The 24,371-nt window shown below is 67.0% G+C and carries 23 protein-coding genes; 4 read left to right on the plus strand and 19 right to left on the minus strand.

What is annotated here, in order from left to right; all coding sequences use genetic code 11:
- Position 1: 1 nt before the first annotated feature.
- The 9 genes from ACW4E8_RS33770 to ACW4E8_RS33810 all read right to left on the minus strand — a co-directional run bounded on the left by ACW4E8_RS33770 (position 2) and on the right by ACW4E8_RS33810 (position 10,592).
- Positions 2-1,354: a hypothetical protein gene (locus ACW4E8_RS33770; RefSeq protein WP_456808481.1), complete on the minus strand. Its 1,353-nt coding sequence runs from the start codon at positions 1,352-1,354 to the stop codon at positions 2-4.
- A 27-nt stretch (positions 1,355-1,381) separates the two neighbouring features.
- Positions 1,382-2,764: an HlyD family secretion protein gene (locus ACW4E8_RS33775; RefSeq protein WP_456808482.1), complete on the minus strand. Its 1,383-nt coding sequence runs from the start codon at positions 2,762-2,764 to the stop codon at positions 1,382-1,384.
- A 517-nt stretch (positions 2,765-3,281) separates the two neighbouring features.
- Positions 3,282-4,748, minus strand: a complete 1,467-nt coding sequence (locus ACW4E8_RS33780; RefSeq protein ID WP_456808483.1) for an MFS transporter — start codon at positions 4,746-4,748, stop codon at positions 3,282-3,284.
- 44 nt (positions 4,749-4,792) lie between these two features.
- Entirely contained in the window at positions 4,793-6,706 is a 1,914-nt protein-coding gene (locus ACW4E8_RS33785) for a TRAP transporter large permease (protein ID WP_456808484.1), read from the minus strand.
- Complete coding sequence (locus tag ACW4E8_RS33790) at positions 6,703-7,332, minus strand: TRAP transporter small permease subunit (protein WP_456808485.1); 630 nt, start codon at positions 7,330-7,332, stop codon at positions 6,703-6,705. The genes ACW4E8_RS33785 and ACW4E8_RS33790 overlap by 4 nt, the downstream gene beginning before the upstream one ends.
- Positions 7,333-7,352: 20 nt before the next feature.
- Positions 7,353-8,396 (minus strand): TRAP transporter substrate-binding protein, encoded by a 1,044-nt coding sequence (locus ACW4E8_RS33795; RefSeq protein WP_456808533.1) that lies wholly within the window; start codon positions 8,394-8,396, stop codon positions 7,353-7,355.
- Positions 8,397-8,786: 390 nt separating this feature from the next.
- A complete protein-coding gene (locus ACW4E8_RS33800) occupies positions 8,787-9,482 on the minus strand; it encodes an intradiol ring-cleavage dioxygenase (protein ID WP_456808486.1) in 696 nt (231 codons plus the stop codon).
- Positions 9,483-9,548: 66 nt separating this feature from the next.
- Complete coding sequence (locus tag ACW4E8_RS33805) at positions 9,549-9,758, minus strand: hypothetical protein (RefSeq protein WP_456808487.1); 210 nt, start codon at positions 9,756-9,758, stop codon at positions 9,549-9,551.
- Positions 9,759-10,124: 366 nt separating this feature from the next.
- Positions 10,125-10,592 carry a nucleoside deaminase gene (locus ACW4E8_RS33810; RefSeq protein ID WP_456808488.1) on the minus strand — a complete coding sequence of 156 codons (468 nt, stop codon included), beginning with the start codon at positions 10,590-10,592 and terminating at the stop codon, positions 10,125-10,127.
- A 258-nt stretch (positions 10,593-10,850) separates the two neighbouring features.
- On the opposite strand from ACW4E8_RS33810, the gene ACW4E8_RS33815 reads away from it, so the two are divergent.
- Both ACW4E8_RS33815 and ACW4E8_RS33820 read left to right on the plus strand, forming a co-directional pair.
- Entirely contained in the window at positions 10,851-11,522 is a 672-nt protein-coding gene (locus ACW4E8_RS33815) for an ankyrin repeat domain-containing protein (RefSeq protein ID WP_456808489.1), read from the plus strand.
- 75 nt (positions 11,523-11,597) lie between these two features.
- Positions 11,598-12,116: a MarR family winged helix-turn-helix transcriptional regulator gene (locus tag ACW4E8_RS33820; protein ID WP_456808490.1), complete on the plus strand. Its 519-nt coding sequence runs from the start codon at positions 11,598-11,600 to the stop codon at positions 12,114-12,116.
- 39 nt (positions 12,117-12,155) lie between these two features.
- Here ACW4E8_RS33820 and ACW4E8_RS33825 read toward each other — a convergent pair whose 3' ends face one another.
- The 10 genes from ACW4E8_RS33825 to ACW4E8_RS33870 all read right to left on the minus strand — a co-directional run bounded on the left by ACW4E8_RS33825 (position 12,156) and on the right by ACW4E8_RS33870 (position 22,188).
- On the minus strand, positions 12,156-12,671 hold the full coding sequence (locus ACW4E8_RS33825; protein WP_456808491.1) for an aromatic-ring-hydroxylating dioxygenase subunit beta: 516 nt from the start codon (positions 12,669-12,671) through the stop codon (positions 12,156-12,158).
- Positions 12,672-12,707: 36 nt separating this feature from the next.
- The gene (locus tag ACW4E8_RS33830; protein WP_456808492.1) at positions 12,708-13,997 is read right to left on the minus strand and encodes a Rieske 2Fe-2S domain-containing protein; all 1,290 of its coding nucleotides are present in this window, start codon (positions 13,995-13,997) and stop codon (positions 12,708-12,710) included.
- Positions 13,998-14,009: 12 nt separating this feature from the next.
- The gene (locus tag ACW4E8_RS33835; protein ID WP_456808493.1) at positions 14,010-15,290 is read right to left on the minus strand and encodes an NAD(P)/FAD-dependent oxidoreductase; all 1,281 of its coding nucleotides are present in this window, start codon (positions 15,288-15,290) and stop codon (positions 14,010-14,012) included.
- An 11-nt stretch (positions 15,291-15,301) separates the two neighbouring features.
- Positions 15,302-15,607: a non-heme iron oxygenase ferredoxin subunit gene (locus tag ACW4E8_RS33840; RefSeq protein ID WP_013952434.1), complete on the minus strand. Its 306-nt coding sequence runs from the start codon at positions 15,605-15,607 to the stop codon at positions 15,302-15,304.
- Between the two features lie 82 nt (positions 15,608-15,689).
- Complete coding sequence (locus ACW4E8_RS33845) at positions 15,690-16,736, minus strand: branched-chain amino acid ABC transporter permease (protein ID WP_456808494.1); 1,047 nt, start codon at positions 16,734-16,736, stop codon at positions 15,690-15,692.
- A 14-nt stretch (positions 16,737-16,750) separates the two neighbouring features.
- The gene (locus ACW4E8_RS33850) at positions 16,751-17,635 is read right to left on the minus strand and encodes a branched-chain amino acid ABC transporter permease (RefSeq protein ID WP_013952436.1); all 885 of its coding nucleotides are present in this window, start codon (positions 17,633-17,635) and stop codon (positions 16,751-16,753) included.
- Positions 17,636-17,646: 11 nt separating this feature from the next.
- Positions 17,647-18,384, minus strand: coding sequence for an ABC transporter ATP-binding protein (locus tag ACW4E8_RS33855; RefSeq protein ID WP_456808495.1), 738 nt, complete (start codon positions 18,382-18,384; stop codon positions 17,647-17,649).
- Positions 18,381-19,187 carry an ABC transporter ATP-binding protein gene (locus ACW4E8_RS33860; RefSeq protein WP_456808496.1) on the minus strand — a complete coding sequence of 269 codons (807 nt, stop codon included), beginning with the start codon at positions 19,185-19,187 and terminating at the stop codon, positions 18,381-18,383. Before ACW4E8_RS33860 ends, ACW4E8_RS33855 begins: the two co-directional genes overlap by 4 nt.
- 7 nt (positions 19,188-19,194) lie before the next feature.
- Positions 19,195-20,412 carry an ABC transporter substrate-binding protein gene (locus ACW4E8_RS33865; protein ID WP_456808497.1) on the minus strand — a complete coding sequence of 406 codons (1,218 nt, stop codon included), beginning with the start codon at positions 20,410-20,412 and terminating at the stop codon, positions 19,195-19,197.
- A gap of 171 nt (positions 20,413-20,583) precedes the next feature.
- Positions 20,584-22,188 carry an MFS transporter gene (locus ACW4E8_RS33870; protein ID WP_456808498.1) on the minus strand — a complete coding sequence of 535 codons (1,605 nt, stop codon included), beginning with the start codon at positions 22,186-22,188 and terminating at the stop codon, positions 20,584-20,586.
- Between the two features lie 439 nt (positions 22,189-22,627).
- On the opposite strand from ACW4E8_RS33870, the gene ACW4E8_RS33875 reads away from it, so the two are divergent.
- The gene (locus ACW4E8_RS33875; protein ID WP_456808499.1) at positions 22,628-23,590 is read left to right on the plus strand and encodes an amidohydrolase family protein; all 963 of its coding nucleotides are present in this window, start codon (positions 22,628-22,630) and stop codon (positions 23,588-23,590) included.
- A 21-nt stretch (positions 23,591-23,611) separates the two neighbouring features.
- Positions 23,612-24,364 carry a maleate cis-trans isomerase family protein gene (locus tag ACW4E8_RS33880; RefSeq protein WP_035819453.1) on the plus strand — a complete coding sequence of 251 codons (753 nt, stop codon included), beginning with the start codon at positions 23,612-23,614 and terminating at the stop codon, positions 24,362-24,364.
- The last annotated feature ends 7 nt before the right edge of the window (positions 24,365-24,371 follow it).

Genomic DNA, 24,371 nt, shown 5'->3' on the forward strand with positions numbered 1-24,371 from the left:
GTCACTCCTTTGCGGCGGTGTTGGTAGGGGCGGTTGCAGGTGCCGCGGCCGCAATGGCCGGCGGCGGGCAGGACGGCTCCAGGCATCCGCCCGGACGGAAGGGGTTCCAGCGCGCCGCGGCCAGCACGGCCCATGCGGTGGCGCCCAGGTGGGGCAGGTGGAAGTAGTGGAAGTCTTCCGTGGTCGAGGTGGGCCCGATCGACAGCCCGGTGCTGATGCGCGCCTCGGGCGTGGCGTAGAGCATCCCGGACGGCGCCCGCTGCGACAGCAGCAGCTGCCACAGTGGCTGCGCCTGTTGCGCCTGCCCGGTGGCCTGCAGCACCAGCGCGGCCTGCCCGGTGCCTTCGGTCCAGATGCCGTCGGGGCCGCCCTTGAAGCCGTAGCCCGCGCCGGCGCGGTGCTTGGCCTCTACCCACGCCAGGTTGCGGCGCCAGTCCTGCGGCGGATCCGGGATCGCGATCAGCGGCCACAGCACCGCATCCAGCGCGGACGGGCCGGCGTTTGGCGCGCGCCCATCGTCGCGCGTGCCGATGATGAAGCGGCCCTCGCGCGCCTGCCACATGGCGCCGACAAAGCCGCGCGAGCGCGCCGCGCCATCGCGCCAGCGCGGATCGTTGCGCTGGCTGGCGAGCCAGCTGAAGGCGGCATAGGTATCGACGTTGTGCTCGGTCGATTTCCAGCCCTGGCGGGTCTGCTTCGGCTCATGCCCGAAGAAGCCGCCGATATAGCCGGCGGGCGCGCCCGTGTCGGGCACGGTGGCATGCACCCAGCCCATCAGCGCGGCGGCGCCATCGAGGTAGCGCGCATCGCGCGTGGCGTCATGCACGGCCAGCAGCAGCAGCGCGGCCCAGGCCACGTTGCCGGTGGCGGTGCCGGCCTGGTAGGCATCTTCAAACCAGCGCTTGCTGGGTTCGTCCCACCAGCCTGGCAGCGGCACCGGTCCGGCCGGCAGCGGGCCGGCGCGGTAGGCGTTGCGCAGGCGCGCATCGCGGAAGTGGCGGTCCTGGCGGGTCGCCTGCAGCACGGCGTCGGCAATGCGGCGCGCTTCGGCGGGACGCTTGCAGGCCACCAGCGCGATGCCGGCCAGCGCGTTGTCGTAGACGAAGGCGGCATTGCGCAACGCCGGGGCAAGCGGCTCGCCGCCCGGCGCCGGCTCATAGCTGGCGAGAAACAAGGGGCCGTTGCCGCTTTCACGGCTGACGCGCTCGGCCAGCGTCCTGCAGCCGTCGGCCAGCAGCGTCTGCTGGGCTGGCTCGGCAGCGCGCGCCGCGCCTGGCGCCAGCGCGAGCACGGCGGGAAGCAGCGCGCCGGCAACCAGGCGGGGCAGGCGTGCAGTCGGGATCGGCAGTCGCATCCGGGTCTCCTTTGCCTGCGTCGGCGGTTATGTCAGCGATGCCCGCAGCTGGCCCAGCCAGCTCTGGTTCAGCGTCACGCGCGCCCAGCGGCCCATGCCGCAATGGCCGGACTGCGTTGGCCCTGCCGCCGCCCGTGCTGCTGTCCCTGAAGCAGCTCCAGCCTTGCCGGCCACGTTGCCCAGCGGGCGGTCGAGCTTGGCGATCACATAGATCTCGTTCTTCTCGATCGGCGGGAATGGCACGAAGTAACGCGCCTGGTCGCCGTCCGGCGCGCGCGGCAGCACCTCTGCCACCGATGCCGGCAACGCCGTGGGCACGCCGTCGACATGCACGTTCAGCCGTGCACCGGGCAGCAGGTTGTCGCTGAGGCTGCGCGGGAACACCGCCACCACGCGCGTCTGCGCGCAGTTGCTGGCGCGCGCCAGGGTGGCGCCGGCGGCCACGCGCATGCCGGGCTGCGCGATCAGGTCTTCGATGGTGCCGGGTTCGGTCGAGCGGATCTCCAGGTTCGAGAGCCGCTCGAGGCGTTCCTGTTCCGTGGCGATCATCTCGTCGACCGACTTGCCATAGGCCTCCAGTTGTTCCAGCTCTGCCGTCAGCTGTGCCGATTCCGCGCCCAGTACCTGGCGCCGCTGGGCCAGCGTGGCGCTGGGGCCGTCGGTGGACGAGGCATAGACCTTGTTGCGCGCGGCCTCGCTCACGCCGACGGCGTTATCCAGCTCGGCCTTGGCCGCTGCCTTGGCATTGGAGAGCATCGACAGCTGGTAGCGCGAGGCATTGGTGTAGGCCTCGCTGACGGCCCCGGCCCACTGCATGCTCTGGTTGCGGTTGACCACTTCCTGCTGCTGGTCTTCCTGTGCCCTGGCCGATGCCAGGCGCGCCTCCAGGGCGCGTACGCGCGTCCCGTGCTCGCGTTGCGCAGCGCTGTTGTAGCGCTGCAGGTCCTGCTCGGTGGCGGCCATCAGCCGGCGGTTGCTTTCCAGCCGCGCCTTGGCGGAGTCATGGCGCTGCTGGTTGTCGAGCTTCTTGCCGGTCAGGTCGACCAGCAGCGAGCGGTCGATGTTCGGGTTCTGCACGATCATCAGCGCCTGGTTGGCCGAGAACGGCTGGTCCGCGGCCACCATCTGCTTCATCACGATGCCTTCCACGGGAGACGTCACCAGGCTGACCGGGCTGTTCACCACGGCCCGCTCCGACGAGCGCGTAAACACATTTGGAAACATGATTGTCAGCACGGCCCAGATGATGAACAGCACCACGCCGTAGCCCGCCATGCGGGGCACGATATGCCACAGCGGCACGGGAACGGGTTGCGGGCGTTGCACCAGGCCGTCGCCGTGGGGCTGGCGCAGCGGTGCCGGTGTCAGCGGGTGTTGTCTGGGTGGCGGATTATTGTGCTGGTCGCCCATGGTGGTCTTCTCCGGCAAGCAAAGTCAAAAAGCATCCCCGCCGGCTGCACATGGTGCAGTCGGTCGAGCGTATTCGCAGGCAAGCGGGTAGCGTCGCGCAAGGGCTGTCGCGCGATGCCCGGCTTGCATGTCCCCAATTCAGCTTGTTGTCTGCAGCACGCGCGATGTGGCCAGGCCGTATCGGCGCACCTTGCAATCGGGCCGACAAGCGGCCCGTGGATTAGCCCGGCTTCATCCGGGCAGAGTTGAACAATGGCCACTCAATGGCCAAGAAGTGGCAGCCCGCTGACGCAAAGATTCATGCACTCAGGCCACCGCGTGTGAGTTAAAGGCTAGTCAGTTGCCTCGTCCCTTGCTGTAAAAATGTGTAAGGGGAGGCTGTAGCACTGCTTAATACGGCAGTAACATGGCATGCCGTGCACGACGAATGCGGCACACATTGATGGGGTTTTGATAACGCTGGTGAAGGTGTTGAATCTGGCAGTGATGGCTGTTGACGCGCGATGCGATCACGCGGCTAGTCATCGGCAGCGAGCGGCGGTGCGATCTGCTCCAGCGGCCGGCGTTCGGCGTCGATGCCGAAGCGCAATGCCAGCAGCCCGGCGACGATCATCAGCACCGCACCGAAGCCGTAGCCTGCCGCCACGGCTTCGCGGCTGCCGCTTTCAATCAGCGCGCCCAGCAGCACCGGCGCGATAAAGCCGCCGGTGCCGGTGCCCACGGCATAGAACACCGAGATCGCCAGCGCGCGCATCTCCAGCGGGAATACTTCGCTGGCAGTCAGGTAGGCGGAGCTGGCCGCGGCCGAGGCCAGGAAGAACACCGCCGACCAGCACAGCGCCTGGGCGCGCGCATCGAGCCAGCCTTCAACGAAGGCCCAGCCGGTCAGTGTCAGGCCGATGCCGGACAGCACGTAGGTGGCGGCAATCATGCGCCGGCGCCCGATGTGGTCGAACAGCGGGCCAAGCAGCAGCGGCCCCAGGGCGTTGCCCAGCGCAAAGGGGAAGATATACAGCGCCACGCGCGCTTCCGGCACGGCATAGAAGCGCGTCAGCACCAGCGCATAGGTGAAGAAGATCGCGTTGTAGAAGAAGGCCTGCGCCACCATCAGCGCCAGCGTGATCACGCTGCGGCGGCGGAAGCGCCGCAACAGCAGGCGCATGACTTCGCCCACGCCCGGCGCGGCGCGCCGGCGCATGGCCACCGCGACGCAATCGGGTGCCACCGGCGGCAGCGGGCCGTGGCGGGCGCGCACCTCGGCCTCGATCGCGGCGATCACGCGCTCGGCCTCTTCCAGCCGGCCGTGGGTGGCAAGCCAGCGCGGACTCTCCGGCACATGCTTGCGCACCAGCACGATTGCCACGGCCAGCACCGCGCCCAGCGCGAAGCAGACGCGCCAGCCCCAGACGGGGCCGAACACGCGCGCATCGAGCAGCACCAGGCTCAGCCCGGCGCCCAGCGCCGCGCCCAGCCAGAAGCTGCCGTTGATGGCCAGGTTGACGCGCCCGCGCACGCGCGCCGGGATCAGTTCGTCGATGGCGGAATTGATGGCCGCGTATTCGCCGCCGATGCCAAGGCCGGTGCAGAAGCGGCAGGCCGCAAAGAAGGCAAAGCCGGGTGAGAACGCGGTTGCCAGCGTCGCCACCATGTAGACCGCGAGCGTGGCCAGGAACAGCCGCTTGCGCCCGAGCCGGTCGGCCATGCGCCCGAACACCAGCGCCCCCAGCACCGCGCCGGCGATATAGAGTGAGCCCGACCAGCCCACCTGCGTCGCGGTCAGGCCCAGCGTATCGGGGCGCTCCAGCACGGCGCCGACCGAGCCCACCAGCGTGACTTCCAGGCCATCGAGCACCCAGGCAACGCCCAGCGCAATCGCCACGCGCCAGTGCCAGCGCGACCATGGCAGGCGGTCCAGCCGCCCCGGAATGTCGGTGCGGAATGCGGTGTCGACGGGAAGGCTGGCGAGGTCGGTATCGGTTGGCATTGCCAACCAGTATAGGAAACGGGTGCAAACGGGTGCCGCCGCGCTCAGCGGTACAGCACCGTGGGCAGCCAGAGGCCGATGCCGGGGAAGACGTAGAGCAGCACCAGCGCAATCAGCTGGATGCCCATGAACGGCAGCATGCCGAGGAAGATCTGGTTCAGCGTGACATGCGGCGGCGCCACGCCCTTCAGGTAGAACGCGGCCATCGCTACCGGCGGCGACAGGAAGGCGGTCTGCAGGTTCAGTGCCACCAGCAGCCCGAAGAACAGCGGGTCAATGCCGAAGTTGTCCAGCAACGGGATAAAGATCGGCATGAAGATGATGATGATCTCGGTCCATTCCAGCGGCCAGCCGAGCAGGAAGATGATCAACTGGGCCAGGATCATGAACTGCACCGGCGACAGGTCCAGCGACAGCACCCATTGCTCGACCAGCGCCTGCCCGCCCAGCAGCGCGAACGCGGCCGAGAAGATCGACGAGCCCACGAACAGCCAGCACACCATGGCGCTGGTCTTGGCCGTCAGCAGCACCGATTCCTTGACCACGCGGAAGTTCAGCTGCCGGTACGCGGCCGCCAGCAGCGCGCCGCCGAGCGAGCCCACCGCCGCGGCCTCGGTCGGCGTGGCCAGCCCGAACACGATCGAGCCCAGCACCGCCAGGATCAGCAGCGCCAGCGGGAAGAACGACGACAGCAGCATCTTGAAGATTTCCAGCCGCGCGAAGCTGAAGCGCCAGTAGAAGTACACCAGCACCGCCGCCACCGCCGCCAGCGTGATCCAGAACCAGCGGGGTGCAGATACCGCAGCCGCCGCCGGCGCTGGCTGCGCCCCGGCTTGCGCTGCGGTCGTGGGTGCAGGGGTAGCAGCGGCGGGGGCGGCCGGTGCGGCGGGCGCAGCGGATTCTTCCACCGGCGGTGCCTGCAGGTCGTCGAGTGCCGCGCTGCGTTCCTCGGCGCCGCCCAGCGACAGCGGTGCTTCCACCGCGACGCTGGCGGCGGGCGCGGTGACCGCGCCGTATATCGTTCCCATCACCAACACGACGGCGATCGCTGGCAGCAGCACGATGCCCAGCTGGCGCGCGAACACTGCCGTCGGCAGGTCGGCGTTGCGCGGGCCCTTGAGCGCGCGCATCAGGCCGGCACCGAGCGCAGGCAAGGCATGGGTGGCGCCGCGGGCTTCCAGCGTGCGCGCCACCGGCGGCAGCGGCACCACCCGCTCGGCTTCCGGCAGCGGCGGCGCCAGCGCAGGCTTGAGCTTGGCCAGGATCAGGATGTAGACAATATAGAGACCGGTCAGCATCAGCCCCGGGAAGAACGCCCCCGCATAGAGCTGCACCACCGACACGCCCGCGGTGGCGCCGTAGACGATCAGCAGCACCGACGGCGGGATCAGGATGCCCAGGCAGCCGCCCGCGGTGACCGCGCCGGCCGACAGCGACGTGTTGTAGCCCGCGCGCAGCATGGCGGGGAAGGCCAGCAGCCCCATCAGCGTGACCACGGCGCCGACGATGCCGGTGGCGGTCGCGAAGATCGCGCAGGTCACCAGCGTGGCGACCGCGAGCGAGCCGGGAATCCACGCCAGCGCGAGGTGCAGGCTGCGGAAGAGCTTCTCGATCAGGTTGGAGCGCTCGACCAGGTAGCCCATGAACACGAACAGCGGGATCGAGATCAGCACGTCGTTGGTCATGACGGCATAGGCCCGCTGCACCATCAGGTCCAGCGTCTGCTGCACCGCGATCTCCGGGTTGGCATCGCGATATGCCAGCCAGGCGAACAGCACGCCCATGCCCATCAGCGTGAACGCGGTGGGGAAGCCCAGCATGATCGCCACCACGATCAGCGCCAGCATCAGCAGGCCGAGATGCCCGTTGGTCCAGTCCGCCGGCGCGGGCATGAACCAGGCCACAGCGCCGACGATCAGCACCATCAGGGAAGCGCCGAACCACAGTTCCTTCCTCATCGCCCGGCTCCAGGCTGGTCGTCGCGGGGTGGCGGGGACTCGGCCAGCTCAGCGGTAGGGGTGCCTTGCACCATCTCCTTGAGCTGCTCGACATCGACTTCCTCGACGTCGCCCTCGCGCAGCGGCCAGTGCCCGCTCTTCAGGCACAGAATGCAGCGGATGGTCTCGGCCACGCCCTGCAGCAGCAACAGCGCGCCGGCCACGGGAATGACCGCCTTGAACGGGTAGATGGGCGGGCCTTCGGCGGCGATGGAGGAGTGTTCGTTCTGCGCCAGCGAGACCTCGAAGAAATCGATGCCGGCCCAGGCCAGCGCGATCACGCCGGGGAAGAAGAAGACCAGGTAGAGCACCAGGTCGATGCTCGCCTGCATCCGCGGCGACAGGAAGCCGTACAGGATGTCGCCGCGCACATGGCCGCGCTTGGCCAACGTGTAGGCGCCGGCCAGCATGAACATCGTGCCGTACAGCATATTGCTGGCATCAAACACCCAGGCGTGCGGCGTGCCCAGGGCATAGCGCGAGAACACCTCGTAGCTGATCATCAGCGTGAGCCCGATGATCAGCCACGAGGCGGCCTGGCCAATGAAGGTGCTGAGCCAGTCGATGCCCAGCAGCAGGCGTTGCACGGCGTGCGTCCCGGCGCGGCTTAGCTGCGCTTGGAGAAGTAGTGGCTGGATGCCAGCCGGTAGTCGACGTTGGTGTCGTTCTGCCAGCGGGTGGAGCGCTCAGCGAAGGCCTTCATCGAATCATTGACCTTCTTGAACATCGGGTTTTCTTTTTCCTTGCGCGCCACGATCTCATCCCATACCTTCAGCTGCGCCTGCAGCACCGAGTTGGGGGTGGCGTAGAACTTCACGCCTTGCTTCTGCAGCGCCTGATAGTCCTTCGAATAGCGGTCGATCGCCTTCATCGACATATCCGCGGATGCAGCCTCGACCGCGTTGGCGATCAGCGCCTTGAGCTTGGCCGGCAGCGCGTCATAGCGCTTCCGGTTGAACAGGATCTCGAACTGCTCCGAGGGCTGGTGGAAGCTGCGCAGCATGCAGATCTTGGACACGTCCTGGAAGCCCAGCGCGCGGTCGGAGCTGGCGTTGTTGAACTCGGCCGCATCGAGCAGCCCGCGGTCCAGCGCCGGCACGATCTCCGCGCCCGGCAGCGCGTTCACCGCGGCGCCCAGGCCGGTGAAGATGTCGATCGACAGCCCCACCGTGCGGAACTTCAACCCCTTGAAGTCTTCCGGCTTGGTGATGGGCTTCTTGAACCAGCCCAGCGGCTGGGTCGGCATCGGGCCATACAGGAACGACACCACGTCCAGGTTCAGGCTGCGGTAGATCTCCTGCTGCAGCTCCTTGCCGCCGCCGTACTTGTGCCAGGCCAGCAGCATGATCGGGTCCATGCCCCAGGCCGGGCCCGAGCCCCACAGCGCCAGCGCCGAGTTCTTGCCGTACCAGTACGCGATCACGCCATGGCCGCCGTCCAGCGTGCCCTTGCTGACCGCGTCGATCAGGTCGAAGGCCTTGACCACCGCGCCCGCGGGCAGCAGCTCGATCTTCAGGTCGCCGCCCGACATGTCGTTCACCTTGGTGACGAAGTCGCCGGCGAACTCATGGAAGATGTCCTTGGTGGGCCAGGTGCTCTGCCAGCGCATCGTGACCGGGCCTTGCGCCTTGACGATGGCCGGGAAGCCCATTGCCGCGGCGCCCGCGGCCGCACCGGCGGCCCCGCCAAGGAAGCCGCGCCGGGAAACGCCTGGCTTGGTTTCCGTTTCAGGTTTTGCCGCGCCTGCTTTCCTTGTCCTGGATGCCATGACCGCCTCCATTTGCTGTGTGTGTGACTACCCACGAGCGCCGGCCACGGGGGCCGAGACAACTCGCCACTGACGCGAACATCGGAAAAGTCGGGAAATCTGGAGCATGCCGGGCCAGTGGCCGCGCGGCAGGGACGGGCGTGCAGGTGGCCCGTGATTCCCTTCATGGTAGGAAAGGGACAGGGAACCACAATCTAGGGATTACCCGCGCGGTGTGGGCCTGCGCACTTTGTGGCGGAGCCGGCCGATGCCGCGGATTTGGGACTGGGCGGCTCAGGTGCGGGCGATGCCAACCGTGAACTCGGCCTCCAGCAGCCCCGCTGCATCGGCGGCCTGGCGCACGCGCATCTGGTTCGGGTGGGATCCTGCGATCGGGTCCTGCGTGGTGGCGCGCGACGGCACGCCGCGCGCGCGGTAGGCCGGGTGGCTGCCCAGCACTTCGCGGTTCAGGGTATCGCTGAAGTACAGCTGGCTGGTCAGGGCTTCCGACCGCCCGAGCAGCACCTTGAAGTGGATATGGATGGCGCGCGGCGCGTACCAGCCGGGATAGATCGACATGAACGTGGCCACGCCGTCCTGGCTGGTGGGCTGGACGCCGCGCAGGAAGCGCGCCTGGCGGTTGCCGCGGCCCTCGCCGCTGTAGCTGCCGTCGGCATCGCAGTGCCAGATGCTGACCAGCGCACCCGGCACCGGTGTGCAGCCGCGCCCCGCGTCCACCACCCGGATGCGCAGCCGCAAGGGCTGGCCGGGCCGGTCGTCGCGGATGTCGGCGCGCACCAGGGCGTCGTCAAGGTAGAAGGGGCCTTCGGTGGCGGCAGGCGTCAGCAGGCAGGCGGCAGGGGTGGCTGCTGCCGTGGCGGGCGCGATGCCGGCCGCGGCAAGCAGGCCTCCCAGCTCATGCAGGAAGCGGCGGCGCGCCGAGTCGGTATCTGCCGCGCTGTCGGCGCCAATTGCTGGGCGCACCGTCATCGTGGGCTCCGTGGTGTTCCGGGTGCGCCTTGCGGCGCGTGGTGCTGCCGGGCTGGCTCCGGGGCGTCAGCGCCCCATTGCCTTGAGCATCGAGTAGCCGTGGCTGGTGATGCGCGGCTCCTGCCGGCAGCCGTGCAGGACCTCAAGTTGTACAAGTTGTTTTTCGACCAGTGCCTTCAGGTCGATGGGATCGATCTGGCGGGAATCGCTGGAATCGAGGGAATCCGGACCATCGCTCAACAATAGCAGTGTGGCAAGTTCATGCGGGCTCAGCACGTTCGTCTCCTTGGCTAGAGGGGGGCGTTTGCTGGGAGTCTGCGCGGCGCAGCAGCGCCGGCGCGGGAAGAAGAAAAAAAGTCCTGGAGACGATGCGGCACATGCCGCGTGCATGTGCTGCACCGCGGTGAAATGCTGCAGCGCGGCATCCTGTCTCCGGCGACTAATTCGTTTGACGAGGCCGGCGGCACGCGGTTCCGTGCAACGGCTCACCGTTACATGTGACCGGGCGTCGCACCGCCGTCATCGTGATTCACTATTAACCTGTCACGATGACAATGTGATGGCCATGCCGATGCCGTGCAATCGGGGCGGCAGCCTCCCGCCCCTTGCACCGGCTGCACCGCTTGCGCCGCATGGTGGCGTCTATCGGTCCTGCTGCTCGCGCCACGCCTCGTACAGGTCGATGCCCTCGTCGCGCGCCGGCACGTAGGCCAGCGTCATCTCCCTTTGCTCCAGCGGCCGGGCCAGCTCGCTATAGCCGCGCTCGGCGGACAGGTCGTAGGGTTCGCCGTCTTCATTGGAGTAGGCATAGTAGACCGCCTTCACGCCGGCCAGGTACATCGCCGACAGGCACATCGAGCAGGGGTAGCCGCTGGCGTACACCGTGCAGCCGCTCAGGTCCGGCTTGCCCAGCGCCCGGCTGGCGGCACGCACCGCCTGCATTTCGGCGTGTGCGCTCGGGTCGCAGTTGGCCTCCACCTCGTTTACCGCGCGGGCCAGCACCTCGCCGTCCCTGACGACCACGGCGCCAAAGGGCCAGGTATTGCGTTCGCGCACGTTCTCCATGGCGAGGCGGATGGAATCAAGCAGATAGGCTTCTGTCGTGGACACGCGTTGTCTCCATTGAGGCCTGGCCCGTGCAGGCGGACGATGGTTCGGGCCTCGGGAATATAGGCCAGCGCGCGCCGGCATGGTGGCGTCGGTTGTTATAAGGCGTATTTGGGCCGTGCGCGTGCAGCACCGGCTATTGGCGATGGCACTGGCGCGCATTCGAATCCTTAACTTCGCGCGGCGTGGCCGGCATGACAGAATGCGCCGGACCGCATCGATATCCCCTTACACCTGACGCATCCGCACGGAGGAAAGAACATGCTGGCGGCGCGCCTGTCCATCTGCCTTGCCCTGGTCATTGCCATGCTGACACCCACCACGGCCGCCGCCGGCGGCCCGCCCGAACAACAACTGCGCGAGGCGGCGGCCAGCGGCAACGCCGCGCAGGTCACCGCACTGCTTGGCCAGGGCGCCAGCATCGATGACCGCGATGCGCAGGGACGCACGGCGCTGCTGCTGGCCACGCACCACAACCGCGTGCAGGCGGCCAGGGTCCTGATCGATGCCGGCGCCGACGTGAATGCGAAGGATGCCATCCACGACAGCCCCTACCTGTACGCCGGCGCGCGCGGCTACAACGAGATCCTGCGCCTGACGCTGGCCCACGGCGCGGACCTGCGCAGCACCAACCGCTACGGCGGCACCGCGCTGATTCCCGCCGCCGAGCGCGGCCATGTCGAGACCGTGCGCACGCTGATCGCGGCCGGCGTGGCGGTGAACCATGTCAACAAGCTCAAGTGGACAGCCTTGCTAGAGGCCATCATCCTTGGCAACGGCGGGCAGGCCCATGCCGAGATCGTGCGCCTGCTGGTCAAGGCGGGCGCCGACGTGAACCTGGCCGACGGCGACGGCGTCACGCCGCTGCAGCATGCGCGCCAGCGCGGCTATACGCAGATCGAGCAAATCCTGGTTGCTGCTGGTGCACGCTGAACCTGGCACCGCAAGGCGGCTCGCTCTCGCCTGCCTCATATATACTGTCAGTGTGCATACAAAATGGTGAGAGCGATGTCTGCGAGAGCGAAACGCAACCCAACGAGCGGCAGCAATGAGGTGGCGGATGCCGATCCGGCAAAGGAATTGCTCTGGGCCCGTCCGGGGTTCCTGGTGCGGCGCTTGCACCAGATCCACGTCGCGATGTTCTTCGAGGAGTGCAAGTCGCCCAATATCACGCCCGTGCAATATGCCATCCTGACGGTGCTGTCGGTGCTGCCGGGACTGGACCAGACTTCGCTCGGGCAGGAGGTCGGCCTGGACCGGACCACGACCGCCGACGTCGTGCGCCGCCTCGAGGAGCGCGGGCTGGTAGAGCGCCGCGACAACCCCGCCGACCGGCGCACCCGCCATGTCTACCTGACGCGGGAAGGCAAGAGCGTGGTTACGGCGCTGCGTGCCGACATGGCGCGTGCGCAGGAGCGCATGCTGGCGCCGCTGAAGCCCGCTCAGCGCGAAGTGTTCATGGACCTGCTGGCGACGCTGGTGGAAGCCAACAACCAGTACAGCCGCACCGTGCTGCGCAGCATGTAAGCCCGACGGCGGGCGCAAGGCCCGCCGCGGGAAAGTGGCCTAGACCGGGTAGACCAGGTCGTTGGCGATGATGGTGGTATCGTAGACGACCTGCCGCTCGCGCAGCAGCAGCCTGCCACCCTGGCGTCGGAACCGGTCGTAGTAGGTTCCCGCCAGGTGGATCGTGGTGGGGCCCTCCACCAGCGTTTGCAGCAGCATGTAGTTGGCCTGTGCCAGGATATCGCCGTCCGCGGTTTCGTCGCTGACGCGCGTGTTGGTCACCAGGTGCAGGTTGTAGCGCGGCGCGAACATCTGGGTATTGGCAATGGCTGAGGCGCGGTCGCGCATCATGCCGATGCCCTCCGCATAGACCAGCCCCACCGGCAGCCCGCGTTCGGCGTTCTCGCGCGCGGTGATCCGGTAGAGGGCGTCTTCGGTGAAGAAGCGGGGCCATTGCTCGACCAGGCCGGCGTCGAGCACGGCGCAGTAGTCTGCGTGGAAGGCGTCGATCTCCAGGCGCAGCTCGATGGCGCGTGCGGCACCGAGCGCGCTTTCGCGATACAGGGAGTAGTTCATCGGTTTCATGTTCGGGAAATCCCGTTGTTTGGTCCTTCAGAACCCCATCACGCCGCGGTAATACTGGTACATCGCGCGGATGGCGGATTCGGAGATCAGGGAGCTGGATGTGCCGATCTGGCCGGGATCGAGCTTGAGCACGTTGAGGTCGCTGCTGGAGCGCCGCACGCCTTCCTGCACGAACTTCATCGCCTCGTTGTCCTCCAGCCCCAGGAAACCTGCGGGGCCCATCAGGTTGCCTTGGCGCAGGCGGTGTTGCGTCATCTCCTCGGTATCGTCCTCGTAGCCGAACATGGTCCACAGCATCAGCATGCTGTCCGGGCCGTTGGGCACGATCTGGCGCACGCCGAGGGTGTTCATTTCGCGCTGCACGATCAGGTTCGGCCAGATCGTCTGCATCGTCACCGACCACGGCGAATCGAACTCTTTCACATACTCCAGGAAGCGTTCGTCTTCCAGGCGCATGCCTTCATGGTATGAGCGCATCTCCTTCTTGTTCTCGTCGCTGACGGCCGCGTACTTGTCTTCCTTTTTCGCCGACGCCATGGTGCCGTGCCGCCCGTGCACCGGGTCGGCGATCATGGCGCTTTCATTGCCCGCCACCAGCAGCCCGAACACCACCAGGAAGGAGTGCAGCAGCGTGGCGTGGTACGGGTCCTTGAGGTTCTCGTGGTACATCTTCCAGTTGCACGGGAGTTCGTTCTTGTAGTACCCGAGCACCTTGAGTGGCTTGCCGTTGAAGACGATGTCGAAGTCCTTGAGGATCTCCGGCGTCAGGTAGTCTTCCAGGCTCTCCATGTCAGCCGCGTATGAGGCAAAGACCACGCCGTTGCGCGTGGCCACGTTCAGCTTGACCAGGCCATGGTCCTCGTTGCGGAAGTCCTTGGGCATGCCGCCCGCGCGATTGACGCCGCGCTTGAACGGAACGCCCTGCAGGTTGCCCTTGAGGTCGTAGGACCATTGGTGATAGGGGCAGACGAATTCCTTCGCATTGCCCTGGCTGTGGCGGCAGAATTCGGCGCCGCGGTGCGCGCAGCGATTTTCGAAGACGTTGACCGAGCCGTCTTCGGCGCGCGACACCACCACCGGCGTCGCGCCGACATAGGAGCGCTTGTAGTCGCCGGCGTTGGGGATCTCCGCTTCGAGCGCGACGTAGTTCCAGGAGCGTCCGCGAAAGATCTTCTGCAGCTCCAGGTCATGCACCTCCTTGCTGGTGTAGACCCAGTCCGGGATGTAGTGCAGGCTGTCTTCGGGCCAACGGCAGTCGGCCAGGCTGGCGTCTTTCTTGCCCAGCGTGTGCTGGATCACCGCTTGTGTCTGGTACATGTGGGAGTCCTTTCAGAATGTAGTGGGGCTGGCCGCTGGCGTCGGGAGGTCGCGCACCAGCTGTCGCAGCGGCAAGGCGTCGTCGCACAGCCGTGGCAGCAGGTCTTCGACGGCATGGCCGAAGAGCGCGCGCAACGGCCGCAAGTCGCCGCCGGCATTGATGGCAATGGCGTGGCTGAGCCGGCCGTGCCGGGTGCCGAGCAGCATGAACCTGGGGGAGGGCGCGTCGCTGGCGGCGATGCCGCGCCAGGCATAGCGGGTATCGGGAGTGGCCGCGCCGAGCATCTGCACGTTGCAGCCGAACTGGTCGGTCCAGAACCACGGCATCGCCGCGGGTTCGGCCTGCACTCCCAGCATGGCCGCGGCGGCGATGCGCGCCTGCTCGTTGGCGCTTTGCCAGGATTCCAGCCGCATGTGGGCGCCGAACTGGGGCTGGTACTGGCTGCAGCAGTCGCCCGCGGCATAGATGCCGGCCGCGCTGGTGCGGCCCTGCTGGTCGACCCGGATGCCGCCGTTGGCGGGGTCCAGCGCCAGGCCGGCGGCGGTGCCAAGCGCCACCTCGGGCGTCAGCCCGATCGCGACTACCACCAGCGGCGCCTGCAACGCCGCGCCATCCGCAAGCCGGACCTGCACGCCATCGGCTTGCGGCACCAGGGCCGCGATGCCGCAGTCGAGCCGCAGCTCAACGCCTTGCGCAAGCACGCGCTGCGCCAGCCAGCTGCCAAGCTCAGGCGGCAGCGCGCGGCCGAGCAGCCGGTCGGCGCTTTCGATCAGCGTGACCTGGAGGCCGAGGCCGGCCGCGGTCGAGGCCGTTTCCAGGCCAAGGAAGCCGCCGCCGATCACAATTACCTCACGCGCGCGCTGCATCGCATCGCGCAGGCGGGCGGCGTCGTCGAGCGTGCGCAGGTAGTGCACGTGGGGCGTGCCCGGCGGCAGCGCGGGCAGGACGCGCGCATTGCCGCCTGTGGCGAGCAGGCAGGCGGCGTAGCGAATGGCCTCGCCATCGGCGCAGTGCGCCACGCCGTGCGCGGGGTCCAGCGTGGTGACCGTGGCGCCAAGCCGCAGTTCGATCTCCTGCCCGGCATAGAAGCCGGCGGGGTGCACGCCGATCTTGCCGTCCTGCGCGGCGTCGGCGAGCACGGACTTGGACAGCGGCGGGCGTTCGTACGGTGCATGGCGCTCGCCGCCGGCCATGACGATGCGGCCGCGATGGCCGAGCCTGCGCAGTTCGGCAGCGGCCATCGCGCCAGCCTGGCCGGCGCCGACAATCAGGATGGGCGTGTCTTGCGGCATGCTCGGCTCCTTCAAAGCTCGACCCACACCCGGCTGTCTTCGAACTTGACCGGGTAGGTGCGGATGTCGCTGGTGGCAGGCGCGCACATGGCCTTGCCGGAGCGGATGTCGAAGCGGGCCTGGTGCAGCGGGCACTCGATGCAGCCGTCTTCCAGGTAGCCGTCGGACAGCAGCGCGTACTGGTGCGTGCAGACGTTGTCGGTGACGAAGTACTGATCGTCGCTGCGATAGACGGCGAGCTGGCGGTCCCCCAGCGTGAGCGGCATCACCTCGTCGTTCTGCAGGCCGTGCGCGGCGTCGATTTCAATCCATGCCATGGCGATCTCCGTGAATATAATTTGTCAGTATGCTGAGCATATAAGATCAGTGTACTGATGTTTTGGGCACGAAGTATTCTGGTTAACCCTGGCCGGGGTTGGCCGCGCCGGGCCTGGCCGCTCCGACCGCGGGGGCCGCGGCCTGCAGCGACGGGCGGGCCTGCCAGCGAGCCAGGATCTCGCCCATGATGCCGCGGCGGAACGTCAGCACGCACACCACGAAGATCAGCCCCGTCACCATGCTGACCGATTCTCCCAGGGCTTCGAACCAGCCGATGCCGGTCATGGCCGCGAGCGCGTTGCCGGCATCGCCCAGCTTGTTCTCCAGTGCCACGATCACCAGCGCGCCGACCAGCGGGCCCGACAACGTGCCCATGCCGCCGACCAGGGTCATCAGGATGACCGTGCCCGACATCATCCAGTGCACGTCGGTGAGCGTGGCAAAACCCAGCACCAGGGTTTTGAGCGCGCCCGCCAGCCCGGCCAGCGCCGATGACAGCACGAACGCCAGCAGCTTGAAGCGGTCCGCGTCATAGCCCAGCGAGATGGCACGCGGCTCGTTCTCCTTGATCGCGCGCAGGATCTGCCCGAACGGCGAGTTGACGATGCGCATGATGCCGAGGAAGGCCGCGGCGGTGATCAGCAGCACGACGTAGTACATGGTGTGGTCCGACGCCAGCGGCAGCACGCCGAACAGGTCGCCCCGCGGCACCGCCTGCAGCCCGTCTTCGCCACCGGTTGCGGGCGCCTGCACGCAGAAGAAGTAGAACATCTGCGCCAGCGCCAGCGTGATCATGGCGAAGTAGATGCCCTGCCTGCGTATCGCCAGTGCGCCAAACACCAGGCCGAGCAGGGCCCCGAACGCGGTGCCGGCCAGCAGGCCCAGTTCCGGTGTCAGCTGCAGGAACTTCATTGCATAGCCGCAGGCATAGGCGGCGCCGCCGAAGAAGGCCGCATGGCCGAACGACACCAGCCCGGTGTAGCCCAGCAGCAGGTTGAAGGCGCAGGCAAAGAGCGCGAAGCACAGCAGCTTCATCACCAGCACCGGGTAGGCGCCCAGCCAGGGCGCGAGCAGCAGGACCGCCAGCAGCAGTCCGTAGGCCAAGGTTGCGCGCCTTGCGCTTGCCATATTTCCGCTTGCCATCATTTTTCCTTTCCAAATAGCCCGGCGGGGCGCACCAGCAGCACGCACACCATGGCGACGAAGACCACCGTCGCGGAGGCTTCGGGGTAGTAGACCTTGGTGATGCCCTCGAAGACACCCAGCCCAAGGCCGGTGAAGATCGAGCCCAGGATCGAACCCATGCCGCCGATCACCACCACGGCGAAGACCGTGATGATCAGGTTCTGGCCCATCAGCGGCGAGACCTGCATCACCGGCGCGGCCAGTACGCCCGCCAGCGCCGCCAGGCCCACGCCGAAAGCGTAGGTCAGCGTCACCAGCAGCGGCACGTTGACGCCGAAGGCCTCGACCATGCGCGGATTCTCCGTGCCGGCGCGCAGGTAGGCGCCCAGCCGGGTCTTCTCGATCATGAACCAGGTGGCAAAGCACACCGCCAGCGACGCCAGCACCACCCATGCGCGGTAGTTGGGCAGCACCATGAAGCCCAGGTGGCTCACGCCGGACAATGCTTCCGGCGTGGGATAGGGCAGGCCGGAGACGCCGTAGACCGAGCGCAGCGCGCCTTCGATCAGCAGGCAGATGCCCAGCGTCAGCAGCAGCCCGTACAGGTGGTCGAAGCGGTAGAGGTGGCGCAGCATGGTGCGTTCAAGCACCACGCCCAGCGCCCCGGCCACCACCGGTGCCAGCACCAGCATCAGCCAGTAGTTCAGCCCGAGGTAGTTCAGGCCCATCCAGGCCAGCACCGCGCCGAGCATGAACAGCGCGCCGTGCGCAAAGTTGATCACGTTGAGCAGGCCGAAGATCACGGCCAGCCCTAGGCTCAGGATCGCGTAGAACGATCCGTTGACCAGCCCCAGCAGCAACTGGCTCAGCAGCGCGGGCAGGGGCACTCCAAACAGTTCCATGGAAAATCTCCTTAAACGCCCAGCAATGCGCCGAGCGTGGGCATCTTTCGTTCGAGCTCATCGGCGGCGAACGCCTCCACGATCCGGCCGTGCTCCATCACGAAGAAGCGGTCCGCCAGCGGGGCCGCAAAGCGGAAGTTCTGCTCCACCATCACGATGGTGTAGCCGCGGCGGCGCAGCATGGCGATCATCCTGGCCAGCTTCTGCACGATCACAGGCGCCAGGCCTTCCGAGATCTCGTCCAGCAGCAGCACGCTGGCGCCGGTGCGCAGGATGCGCGCCACTGCCAGCATCTGCTGCTCGCCGCCCGACATGCGCGTGCCCTGGCTCTTGCGCCGCTCATGCAGGTTGGGGAACATCTCGTAGATCTCGCCGAGTGTCATCGGCTCGCGCAGTCCCACGGCACCCGCAGCGCCTTCGAATACCGGCGGCAGCAACAGGTTCTCTTCGCAGGAAAGGCTGGCGAAGATCGCGCGTTCTTCCGGGCAGTAGCCCAGGCCCAGCGGCGCGATGCGGTGCGTCTTCATGCCGATGGTTTCCTGGCCGTGCACGCGCACCGAACCCTTGCGCGTGCCGACCAGGCCCATGATGGCGCGCAGCGTGGTGGTGCGTCCGGCGCCGTTGCGGCCGAGCAGTGTCACCACCTCGCCCGGGTTGACGGCCAGGTCCACGCCATGCAGGATGTGCGACTCGCCGTACCAGGCGTGCAGGCCGCGCAGTTCGAGGGCAGGGGAGGCACTCAGGCTCATGATGCCTCCATGGTGGTCGCCGCCGCGGCTGCGGGGCGGTCTTCGGGTTCTTCGGTGGTTCCCATATAGGCTTCCCTTACCTGCGGATTGCGCGAGATCTCGTCATACGTCCCCTCGGCCAGCACCGCGCCGCGCTGCAGCACCGTGATGCGGTCGGCGATGGACGACACCACACTCATGTTGTGTTCGACCATCAGCACGGTGCGCCCGGCGGAGACGCGCTTGATCAGCGCGGTGACAGTCTCCACGTCTTCATGGCCCATCCCCTGCGTGGGCTCGTCCAGCAGCATCAGTTCCGGATCGGTCGCCAGCGTGGTGGCAAGCTCCAGCGCGCGCTTGCGCCCGTAGGCCAGCTCGGCCGTGCCCAAGTGCGCGAAGCCGGCCAGGCCGACCGCATCCAGCAGCTCCATCGCCCGCGCGTCCAGTCGCGACAGGGAACGCTTGCCGCGCCAGAAATGCCAGGAGGTCCCCAGCCTGCGCTGCAGCGCGATGCGCACGTTCTCCAGCACCGTCAGCTGCGGGAACACCGCCGAGATCTGGAACGAGCGGATCACCCCCATGCGGGCGATCTGGGCCGGCCGCAGCGCGGTGATGTCGGTGCCGTTGAAGTGGATCGAGCCGGACGAAGGGGCAAGGAACTTCGTCAGCAGGTTGAAGCAGGTGGTCTTGCCGGCGCCGTTGGGGCCGATCAGCGCATGGATCGAGCCCCGCCGCACGGACAGGCTGACATCGCTGACCGCGGTAAAGCCCTTGAACGCCTTGGTCAGTCCCCGCGTCTGCAGGATTGCATCGGTGTCAGGCATGGCGCGCTCACTTCTTTACCAGGGGGCATTCGCTGGCCGACAGCGGACGGAAGGCCTCGTCGCCGGGGATCGTGCCGATGTACCTGACCAGGTCCCACGGGCCCCTGGACTCGGCCGGCGTCTTGGCCTGGGCCAGGTACATGTCATGCACCATGCGGCCGTCGACACGCACCTTGCCGTTGCGCACAAAGGCATCGTTCACGGGCAGCGCACGCATCTTTTCCGCCACGGCCGGGCCTTCCACGGTCTTGGCGGCTTCCACCGCCTTCAGGTAATGCAGCACGCCGGAATAGACGCCGATCTGGCCGTGCGTGGGATAGGCCTTGTGGCGCTTGTAGTAGCGCTCGACAAAGTCCTTCGACTTGCCATCCAGGTCGAGCTTGAACGGGTCGACATAGGTCAGCCCCTGCGCAGCGTTCAGGCCCAGGCTCTTGAGATCGGTGATGAAGGTGGAGGGAGTGATCACCGTCTGGCCCGCCTTGATCAGACCGAATTCGCCGGCCGCCTTGACGCCGTTGATCATGTCATTGCCGGCGTTGGCCAGCACCACGACCTTGGCCTTGGAAGCCGAGGCGGCGACCACCGGGCTGCTGAAATCGCTGGCGTTGAGCGGATGCCGGGTGGCGCCCACGTTCTTGCCCCCGCCGGCGTCCACGGCCTTGCGGAAATCTGCCTCCAGCGACTGGCCGAAGGCGTAGTCCACGGTGATGTAGTACCAGCTGTTGCGGCCCTGGTCGATCATGCGCCGCACCAGCGGATACGACACCGAATACGTGTCCCAGGCCCAATGAAAGCCGGTGGGCGAGCAGTTCTGGTTGGTCAGCGCCATGGCGCCGCCGGTCGAGACGATGTCGATCTTCTGCTTCTGCCGCGCAACTTCCTGCACGGCCAGCGCCGTCGACGAGTTGGGGAAGTCGATCACCATGTCGACGCCGTCGGTATCGAACCAGCGCCGCGCCAGCGACGAGGCGATATCCGCCTTGTTCTGGTGATCGGCGGAAAGCACTGTCACCGGCTTGCCGAGGGCCTTGCCGCCGAACTCTTCCACTGCCATCTGCGCGGCAAGCACAGAGCCCTTGCCGGAGAGGTCGGCATAGGAGCCGGACATATCGGTGATGACGCCGATCTTCACGCCGTTGGCGTCGGCCAGTGCGGGCGTGGCGGCAGCCATGCCCAGCAGGGCCGAAGACGCGGCGAGGGTGCGGAGGATGCGAGAGGTGGACATCAGGGGCTCCAGGTTGTCTACGCGAAGGATTCGAATGATTGCGATGGCTGCGTCGGCAGACCGCGGCGCCATCGCTGCACCGCGGTCCCGCTGATAAACTCAGTATGCTGAATAATTGGCCGGGAAAAAGGGCGGATCTCTCCGCCCTTCAGCCGCGCGCGGTTGCGCGGTTCAGGTGGCCAGGTCGCGGCCGCGCGTCTCTGGCACGAACAGCATGCCGATGACGAAGGCCAGGCCGGCGATGATCACCGGGTACCACAGGCCGAAGTAGACGTCGCCGCTGGCCACGTTCATGGCCGTGACCACGAAGGACAGCATGCCGCCGACCCAGCCGGCGCCGAGGTGGAAGGGCAGAGACAGCGAGGTGTAGCGCACCCGGGCCGGGAACAGTTCCACCATGAAGGCCGCCATCGGCCCGTACACCATGGCCAGGAACAGGATCGGGACCAGCAGCAGCACGAATACCATCGGCGTGTTGATCTTCGCGGGGTCGGCGCGCTCCGGCCAGCCGGCCGCCACCAGGGCGCCCTTGATGGCGTCGCGGTCAAAGCCCTGCAGCGTGCGGTCGCCGATGCGCACTTCGGCCTGCGCCGGATTGGTGGCCGGCACGAAGGTGTAGCCCACGCCCAGGTCGGTCAGGTAGCCGCGGATCTTGTCGCAGGCGGACACCGGCTCGCCGAACAGGCGCGCCTTGCAGTCGCCGGCCGTCACCTGCACGGCGCCTTGCTGCTGGAACTGCTCGAGTGCCGGATTGGCATAGTGCGTCAGGCCCTTGAACACCGGCTGGATGCACACCGCCGCCAGCAGGCAGGCGGCCATCATGATGTACTTGCGGCCGATGCGGTCGGACAGCCAGCCGAACAGCAGGTAGCACGGGGTGGCCACGACCAGCGCGATCCCGATCAGCATGTGGACCGTTTCGAGCGGCACATGCAGCGTCTTGTTGAGGAAGAACATCGAGTAGAAGTGGCCGGTGCCGAAGATGGCGCCCAGGCCCGCCGCCACCACGAACAGCAGCAGCACGGACTTGAGGTTCTTCCAGTTGGTGAAACTCTCGCGGATCGGCGCCTTGGAGGTGGTGTTGGCAGCCTTCATCCGGGCAAAGACCGGCGATTCGTGCAGCTTGCCGCGGATGTAGACCGAGATCACCAGCATCACCAGCGACACGATGAACGGAATGCGCCAGCCCCAGTCACGGAATTCGGCCTCGGTCAGGAAGCTCTTGAGCAGGTAGACGACCAGCAACGAGGACAGCAGGCCCAGGGTTGCCGTGGTCTGCAGCGAACTGGTGTACAGGCCGCGCTTGTGCACGGGGGAGTGTTCGGCCACGTAGGTGACCGCGCCGCCGACCTCGCCGCCCAGCGCCAGGCCTTGCAGCAGCCGCAGCAACACCAGCAGCACGGTGGCGGTGATGCCGATCTGCTCATACGTGGGCAGCACGCCGACGCCGACGGTGGCAACACCCATCAGCAGGATGGTGACCAGGAAGGTGTACTTGCGCCCGATCAGGTCGCCCAGGCGGCCGAACAGCAGCGCGCCCACCGGCCGTATCAGGAAGCCTGCGCCGAAGGTGGCCAGGCTGGCCAGGAAAGCGGCAGTCTCATTGCCCTTGGGGAAGAACAGTGCGCCGAAGTACACCGCCAGTGCGGCGTAGATGTAAAAGTCGTACCACTCCATCAGGGCGCCGAAGGAAGAGGCAAGGATGACCTTGCGTTCCTCGGCAGTCATGCCGGAAGCGGGGGCGCGCGTCTCGCTGCGAGTCAGGCTGATCGTCATGGCGGGGGTCCTTTGGTGTAGCTATTGTCTCTATATGTCTGCTCGTCCCGGCGGTGCCGGCGCCGCTGGCCAGGGCTTGTCGGTCCCTCGCGTAGTGCAGCGCCGCATCCTTCCGGTGCATCAGTCAGTATGCTGATGAGAAGCGCAGTATGCTGAGCAAAATGTGGGCCAGTCCACAATGTGCCGGAGTGCCCGAAATCGCCTATTTAAATGGTCTTTTAATATCGTCAGCATACTGAGCATCTGGGCTCAGTGTACTGAGGGTATATGGCCATCGTTATAGGTGTTAACCCTCCGCGCCGCTTCTAGACTTTTGGAATTTCGCTGACTAGAATCCGAAACTAATCAGTGTACTGAGTAATTGCATTGGCGCACGCCGCATGCCATGCAGGACGCGCCCGCAGCGAAGCGATTTCACCAATCAGGAGCCCCCACCAGCATGACCAAAGTGAAGAAGATCGCCCTCGAAGAGCATTTCATGACGCCGGGATTCCAGGTCTATTCCAAGGCGTTCACGCAGCATATCGATCCGGCGGTGTTTGCCGAGCTGGGCCGCCGCCTCGCCGATTTCGACGAGGACCGCCTCGCCGAGATGGACCGCGCCGGCATCGATATCACGGTGCTGTCGCAGACCGGTCCGGGCGTGCAGGGCGAGCCCGATGCCGGCCTTGCCGTGGCGCGGGCGCGCGAGAGCAATGACTTCCTGGCCGCGCAGATCGCGCGCCACCCGACGCGCTTTGCCGGCTTTGCCGCGCTGCCGATGCATGACCCGGAGCAGGCCGCGTGCGAACTGGAGCGCGCCGTGCGCGAGCTCGGTTTCAAGGGCTCGCTGGTGAACGGGCATACCCATGGGCGCTACTACGATGATCCTGCGTACGATGCTTTCTGGGCGCGCATGCAGGCGCTGGACGTGCCCATGTACCTGCACCCGACCGATGCGTTCATCCAGCCGCAGGTCCTGGCCGGCCACCCCGAGCTGACCGGTGCCGCGTGGGGGTGGGGCGTGGAGACCGCATCGCACGCGCTGCGGCTGCTGTTCGGCGGCGTGTTCGACCGCTTCCCGCGTCTGAAGATCATCCTCGGCCATATGGGCGAGGGCCTGCCGTACCAGCGCTGGCGCTTCGACAGCCGCTTTGCGGTCTATTCGCACGGCGTCCGGCTGGCGCGCGCGCCTTCGGAATATATCGGCACCAACATCGTTATCACCACCTCGGGCGTGTGCTCGCACGGTGCGCTGGCCGGCGCCATTGCGGAACTTGGTCCGGAGGCGGTGATGTTCTCGGTGGACTATCCGTACGAATCCACTGAAGCCGCGGCGAAGTTCATCGAAGACGCGCCGCTCGACGCCACCACGCGCGCGCTGGTCTGCCACGGCAACGCGCAACGCCTGCTCAAGCTGTAACCGTACAATCCGAGGACCCTCATGCAAAAAGTCTTTCGCATCGGCCAGATCGTTCCCAGCTCGAATACGACCATGGAAACCGAGATTCCCGCCATGCTGCTGGCGCGCCAGCAGATCCGCCCCGAGCGCTTTACCTTCCACTCCAGCCGCATGCGCATGAAGAAGGTGGTCAAGGAAGAGCTGGCCGCCATGGATGCCGAATCCGACCGCTGCGCGGTGGAGCTCAGCGACGCCCGCGTCGACGTGCTCGGCTACGCCTGCCTGGTCGCGATCATGGCCATGGGCCACGGCTATCACCGCAAGTCGGAGCAGCGGCTGAAGGCCCACACCATCGAGAATGGCGGCGACGCACCGGTCATCACCAGTGCCGGTGCGCTGGTGGATGCGCTGCGCGTGATCGGCGCCCGCCGTATCGCCGTGGTGGCGCCGTATATGAAGCCGCTGACAGAGCTGGTGGTGGACTACATCCGCAACGAAGGCTATGAGGTGGTGGACTACCGCGCGCTGGAGATCCCGGACAACCTGGAAGTGGGCCGCCACGACCCGGCGCGGCTGCCGGGCATCGTGTCGCAGATGAACCTGGCGGATGTCGATGCGATCGTGCTGTCGGCCTGCGTGCAGATGCCGTCGCTGCCGGCCGTGGCAAAGGTGGAGGCCATGACGGGCAAGCCGGTCATCACCGCGGCCATCGCCACCACCTACGCCATGCTCAAGGCGCTGGACCTGGAGCCGGTCGTGCCTGGCGCCGGCGCGCTGCTGTCGGGCGCCTACTGAGGGCATG

The sequence above is a fragment of the Cupriavidus sp. CP313 genome, from assembly GCF_054072015.1.

Bases quoted from the DNA above. Each gene is read 5' to 3' on its own strand.
- ACW4E8_RS33875 (WP_456808499.1), top strand. From the start codon at position 22,628: ATGACCAAAGTGAAGAAGATCGCCCTCGAAGAGCATTTCATGACGCCG.
- ACW4E8_RS33820 (WP_456808490.1), top strand. From the start codon at position 11,598: ATGTCTGCGAGAGCGAAACGCAACCCAACGAGCGGCAGCAATGAGGTG.
- ACW4E8_RS33815 (WP_456808489.1), top strand. From the start codon at position 10,851: ATGCTGGCGGCGCGCCTGTCCATCTGCCTTGCCCTGGTCATTGCCATG.
- ACW4E8_RS33785 (WP_456808484.1), bottom strand. From the start codon at position 6,706: ATGAGGAAGGAACTGTGGTTCGGCGCTTCCCTGATGGTGCTGATCGTC.
- ACW4E8_RS33840 (WP_013952434.1), bottom strand. From the start codon at position 15,607: ATGGCATGGATTGAAATCGACGCCGCGCACGGCCTGCAGAACGACGAG.
- ACW4E8_RS33850 (WP_013952436.1), bottom strand. From the start codon at position 17,635: ATGGAACTGTTTGGAGTGCCCCTGCCCGCGCTGCTGAGCCAGTTGCTG.
- ACW4E8_RS33825 (WP_456808491.1), bottom strand. From the start codon at position 12,671: ATGAACTACTCCCTGTATCGCGAAAGCGCGCTCGGTGCCGCACGCGCC.
- ACW4E8_RS33855 (WP_456808495.1), bottom strand. From the start codon at position 18,384: ATGAGCCTGAGTGCCTCCCCTGCCCTCGAACTGCGCGGCCTGCACGCC.
- ACW4E8_RS33860 (WP_456808496.1), bottom strand. From the start codon at position 19,187: ATGCCTGACACCGATGCAATCCTGCAGACGCGGGGACTGACCAAGGCG.
- ACW4E8_RS33835 (WP_456808493.1), bottom strand. From the start codon at position 15,290: ATGCCGCAAGACACGCCCATCCTGATTGTCGGCGCCGGCCAGGCTGGC.
- ACW4E8_RS33795 (WP_456808533.1), bottom strand. From the start codon at position 8,396: ATGGGCTTCCCGGCCATCGTCAAGGCGCAAGGCCCGGTCACGATGCGC.
- ACW4E8_RS33770 (WP_456808481.1), bottom strand. From the start codon at position 1,354: ATGCGACTGCCGATCCCGACTGCACGCCTGCCCCGCCTGGTTGCCGGC.
- ACW4E8_RS33870 (WP_456808498.1), bottom strand. From the start codon at position 22,188: ATGACGATCAGCCTGACTCGCAGCGAGACGCGCGCCCCCGCTTCCGGC.
- ACW4E8_RS33800 (WP_456808486.1), bottom strand. From the start codon at position 9,482: ATGACGGTGCGCCCAGCAATTGGCGCCGACAGCGCGGCAGATACCGAC.
- ACW4E8_RS33780 (WP_456808483.1), bottom strand. From the start codon at position 4,748: ATGCCAACCGATACCGACCTCGCCAGCCTTCCCGTCGACACCGCATTC.
- ACW4E8_RS33865 (WP_456808497.1), bottom strand. From the start codon at position 20,412: ATGTCCACCTCTCGCATCCTCCGCACCCTCGCCGCGTCTTCGGCCCTG.
- ACW4E8_RS33845 (WP_456808494.1), bottom strand. From the start codon at position 16,736: ATGGCAAGCGCAAGGCGCGCAACCTTGGCCTACGGACTGCTGCTGGCG.
- ACW4E8_RS33830 (WP_456808492.1), bottom strand. From the start codon at position 13,997: ATGTACCAGACACAAGCGGTGATCCAGCACACGCTGGGCAAGAAAGAC.
- ACW4E8_RS33775 (WP_456808482.1), bottom strand. From the start codon at position 2,764: ATGGGCGACCAGCACAATAATCCGCCACCCAGACAACACCCGCTGACA.
- ACW4E8_RS33880 (WP_035819453.1), top strand. From the start codon at position 23,612: ATGCAAAAAGTCTTTCGCATCGGCCAGATCGTTCCCAGCTCGAATACG.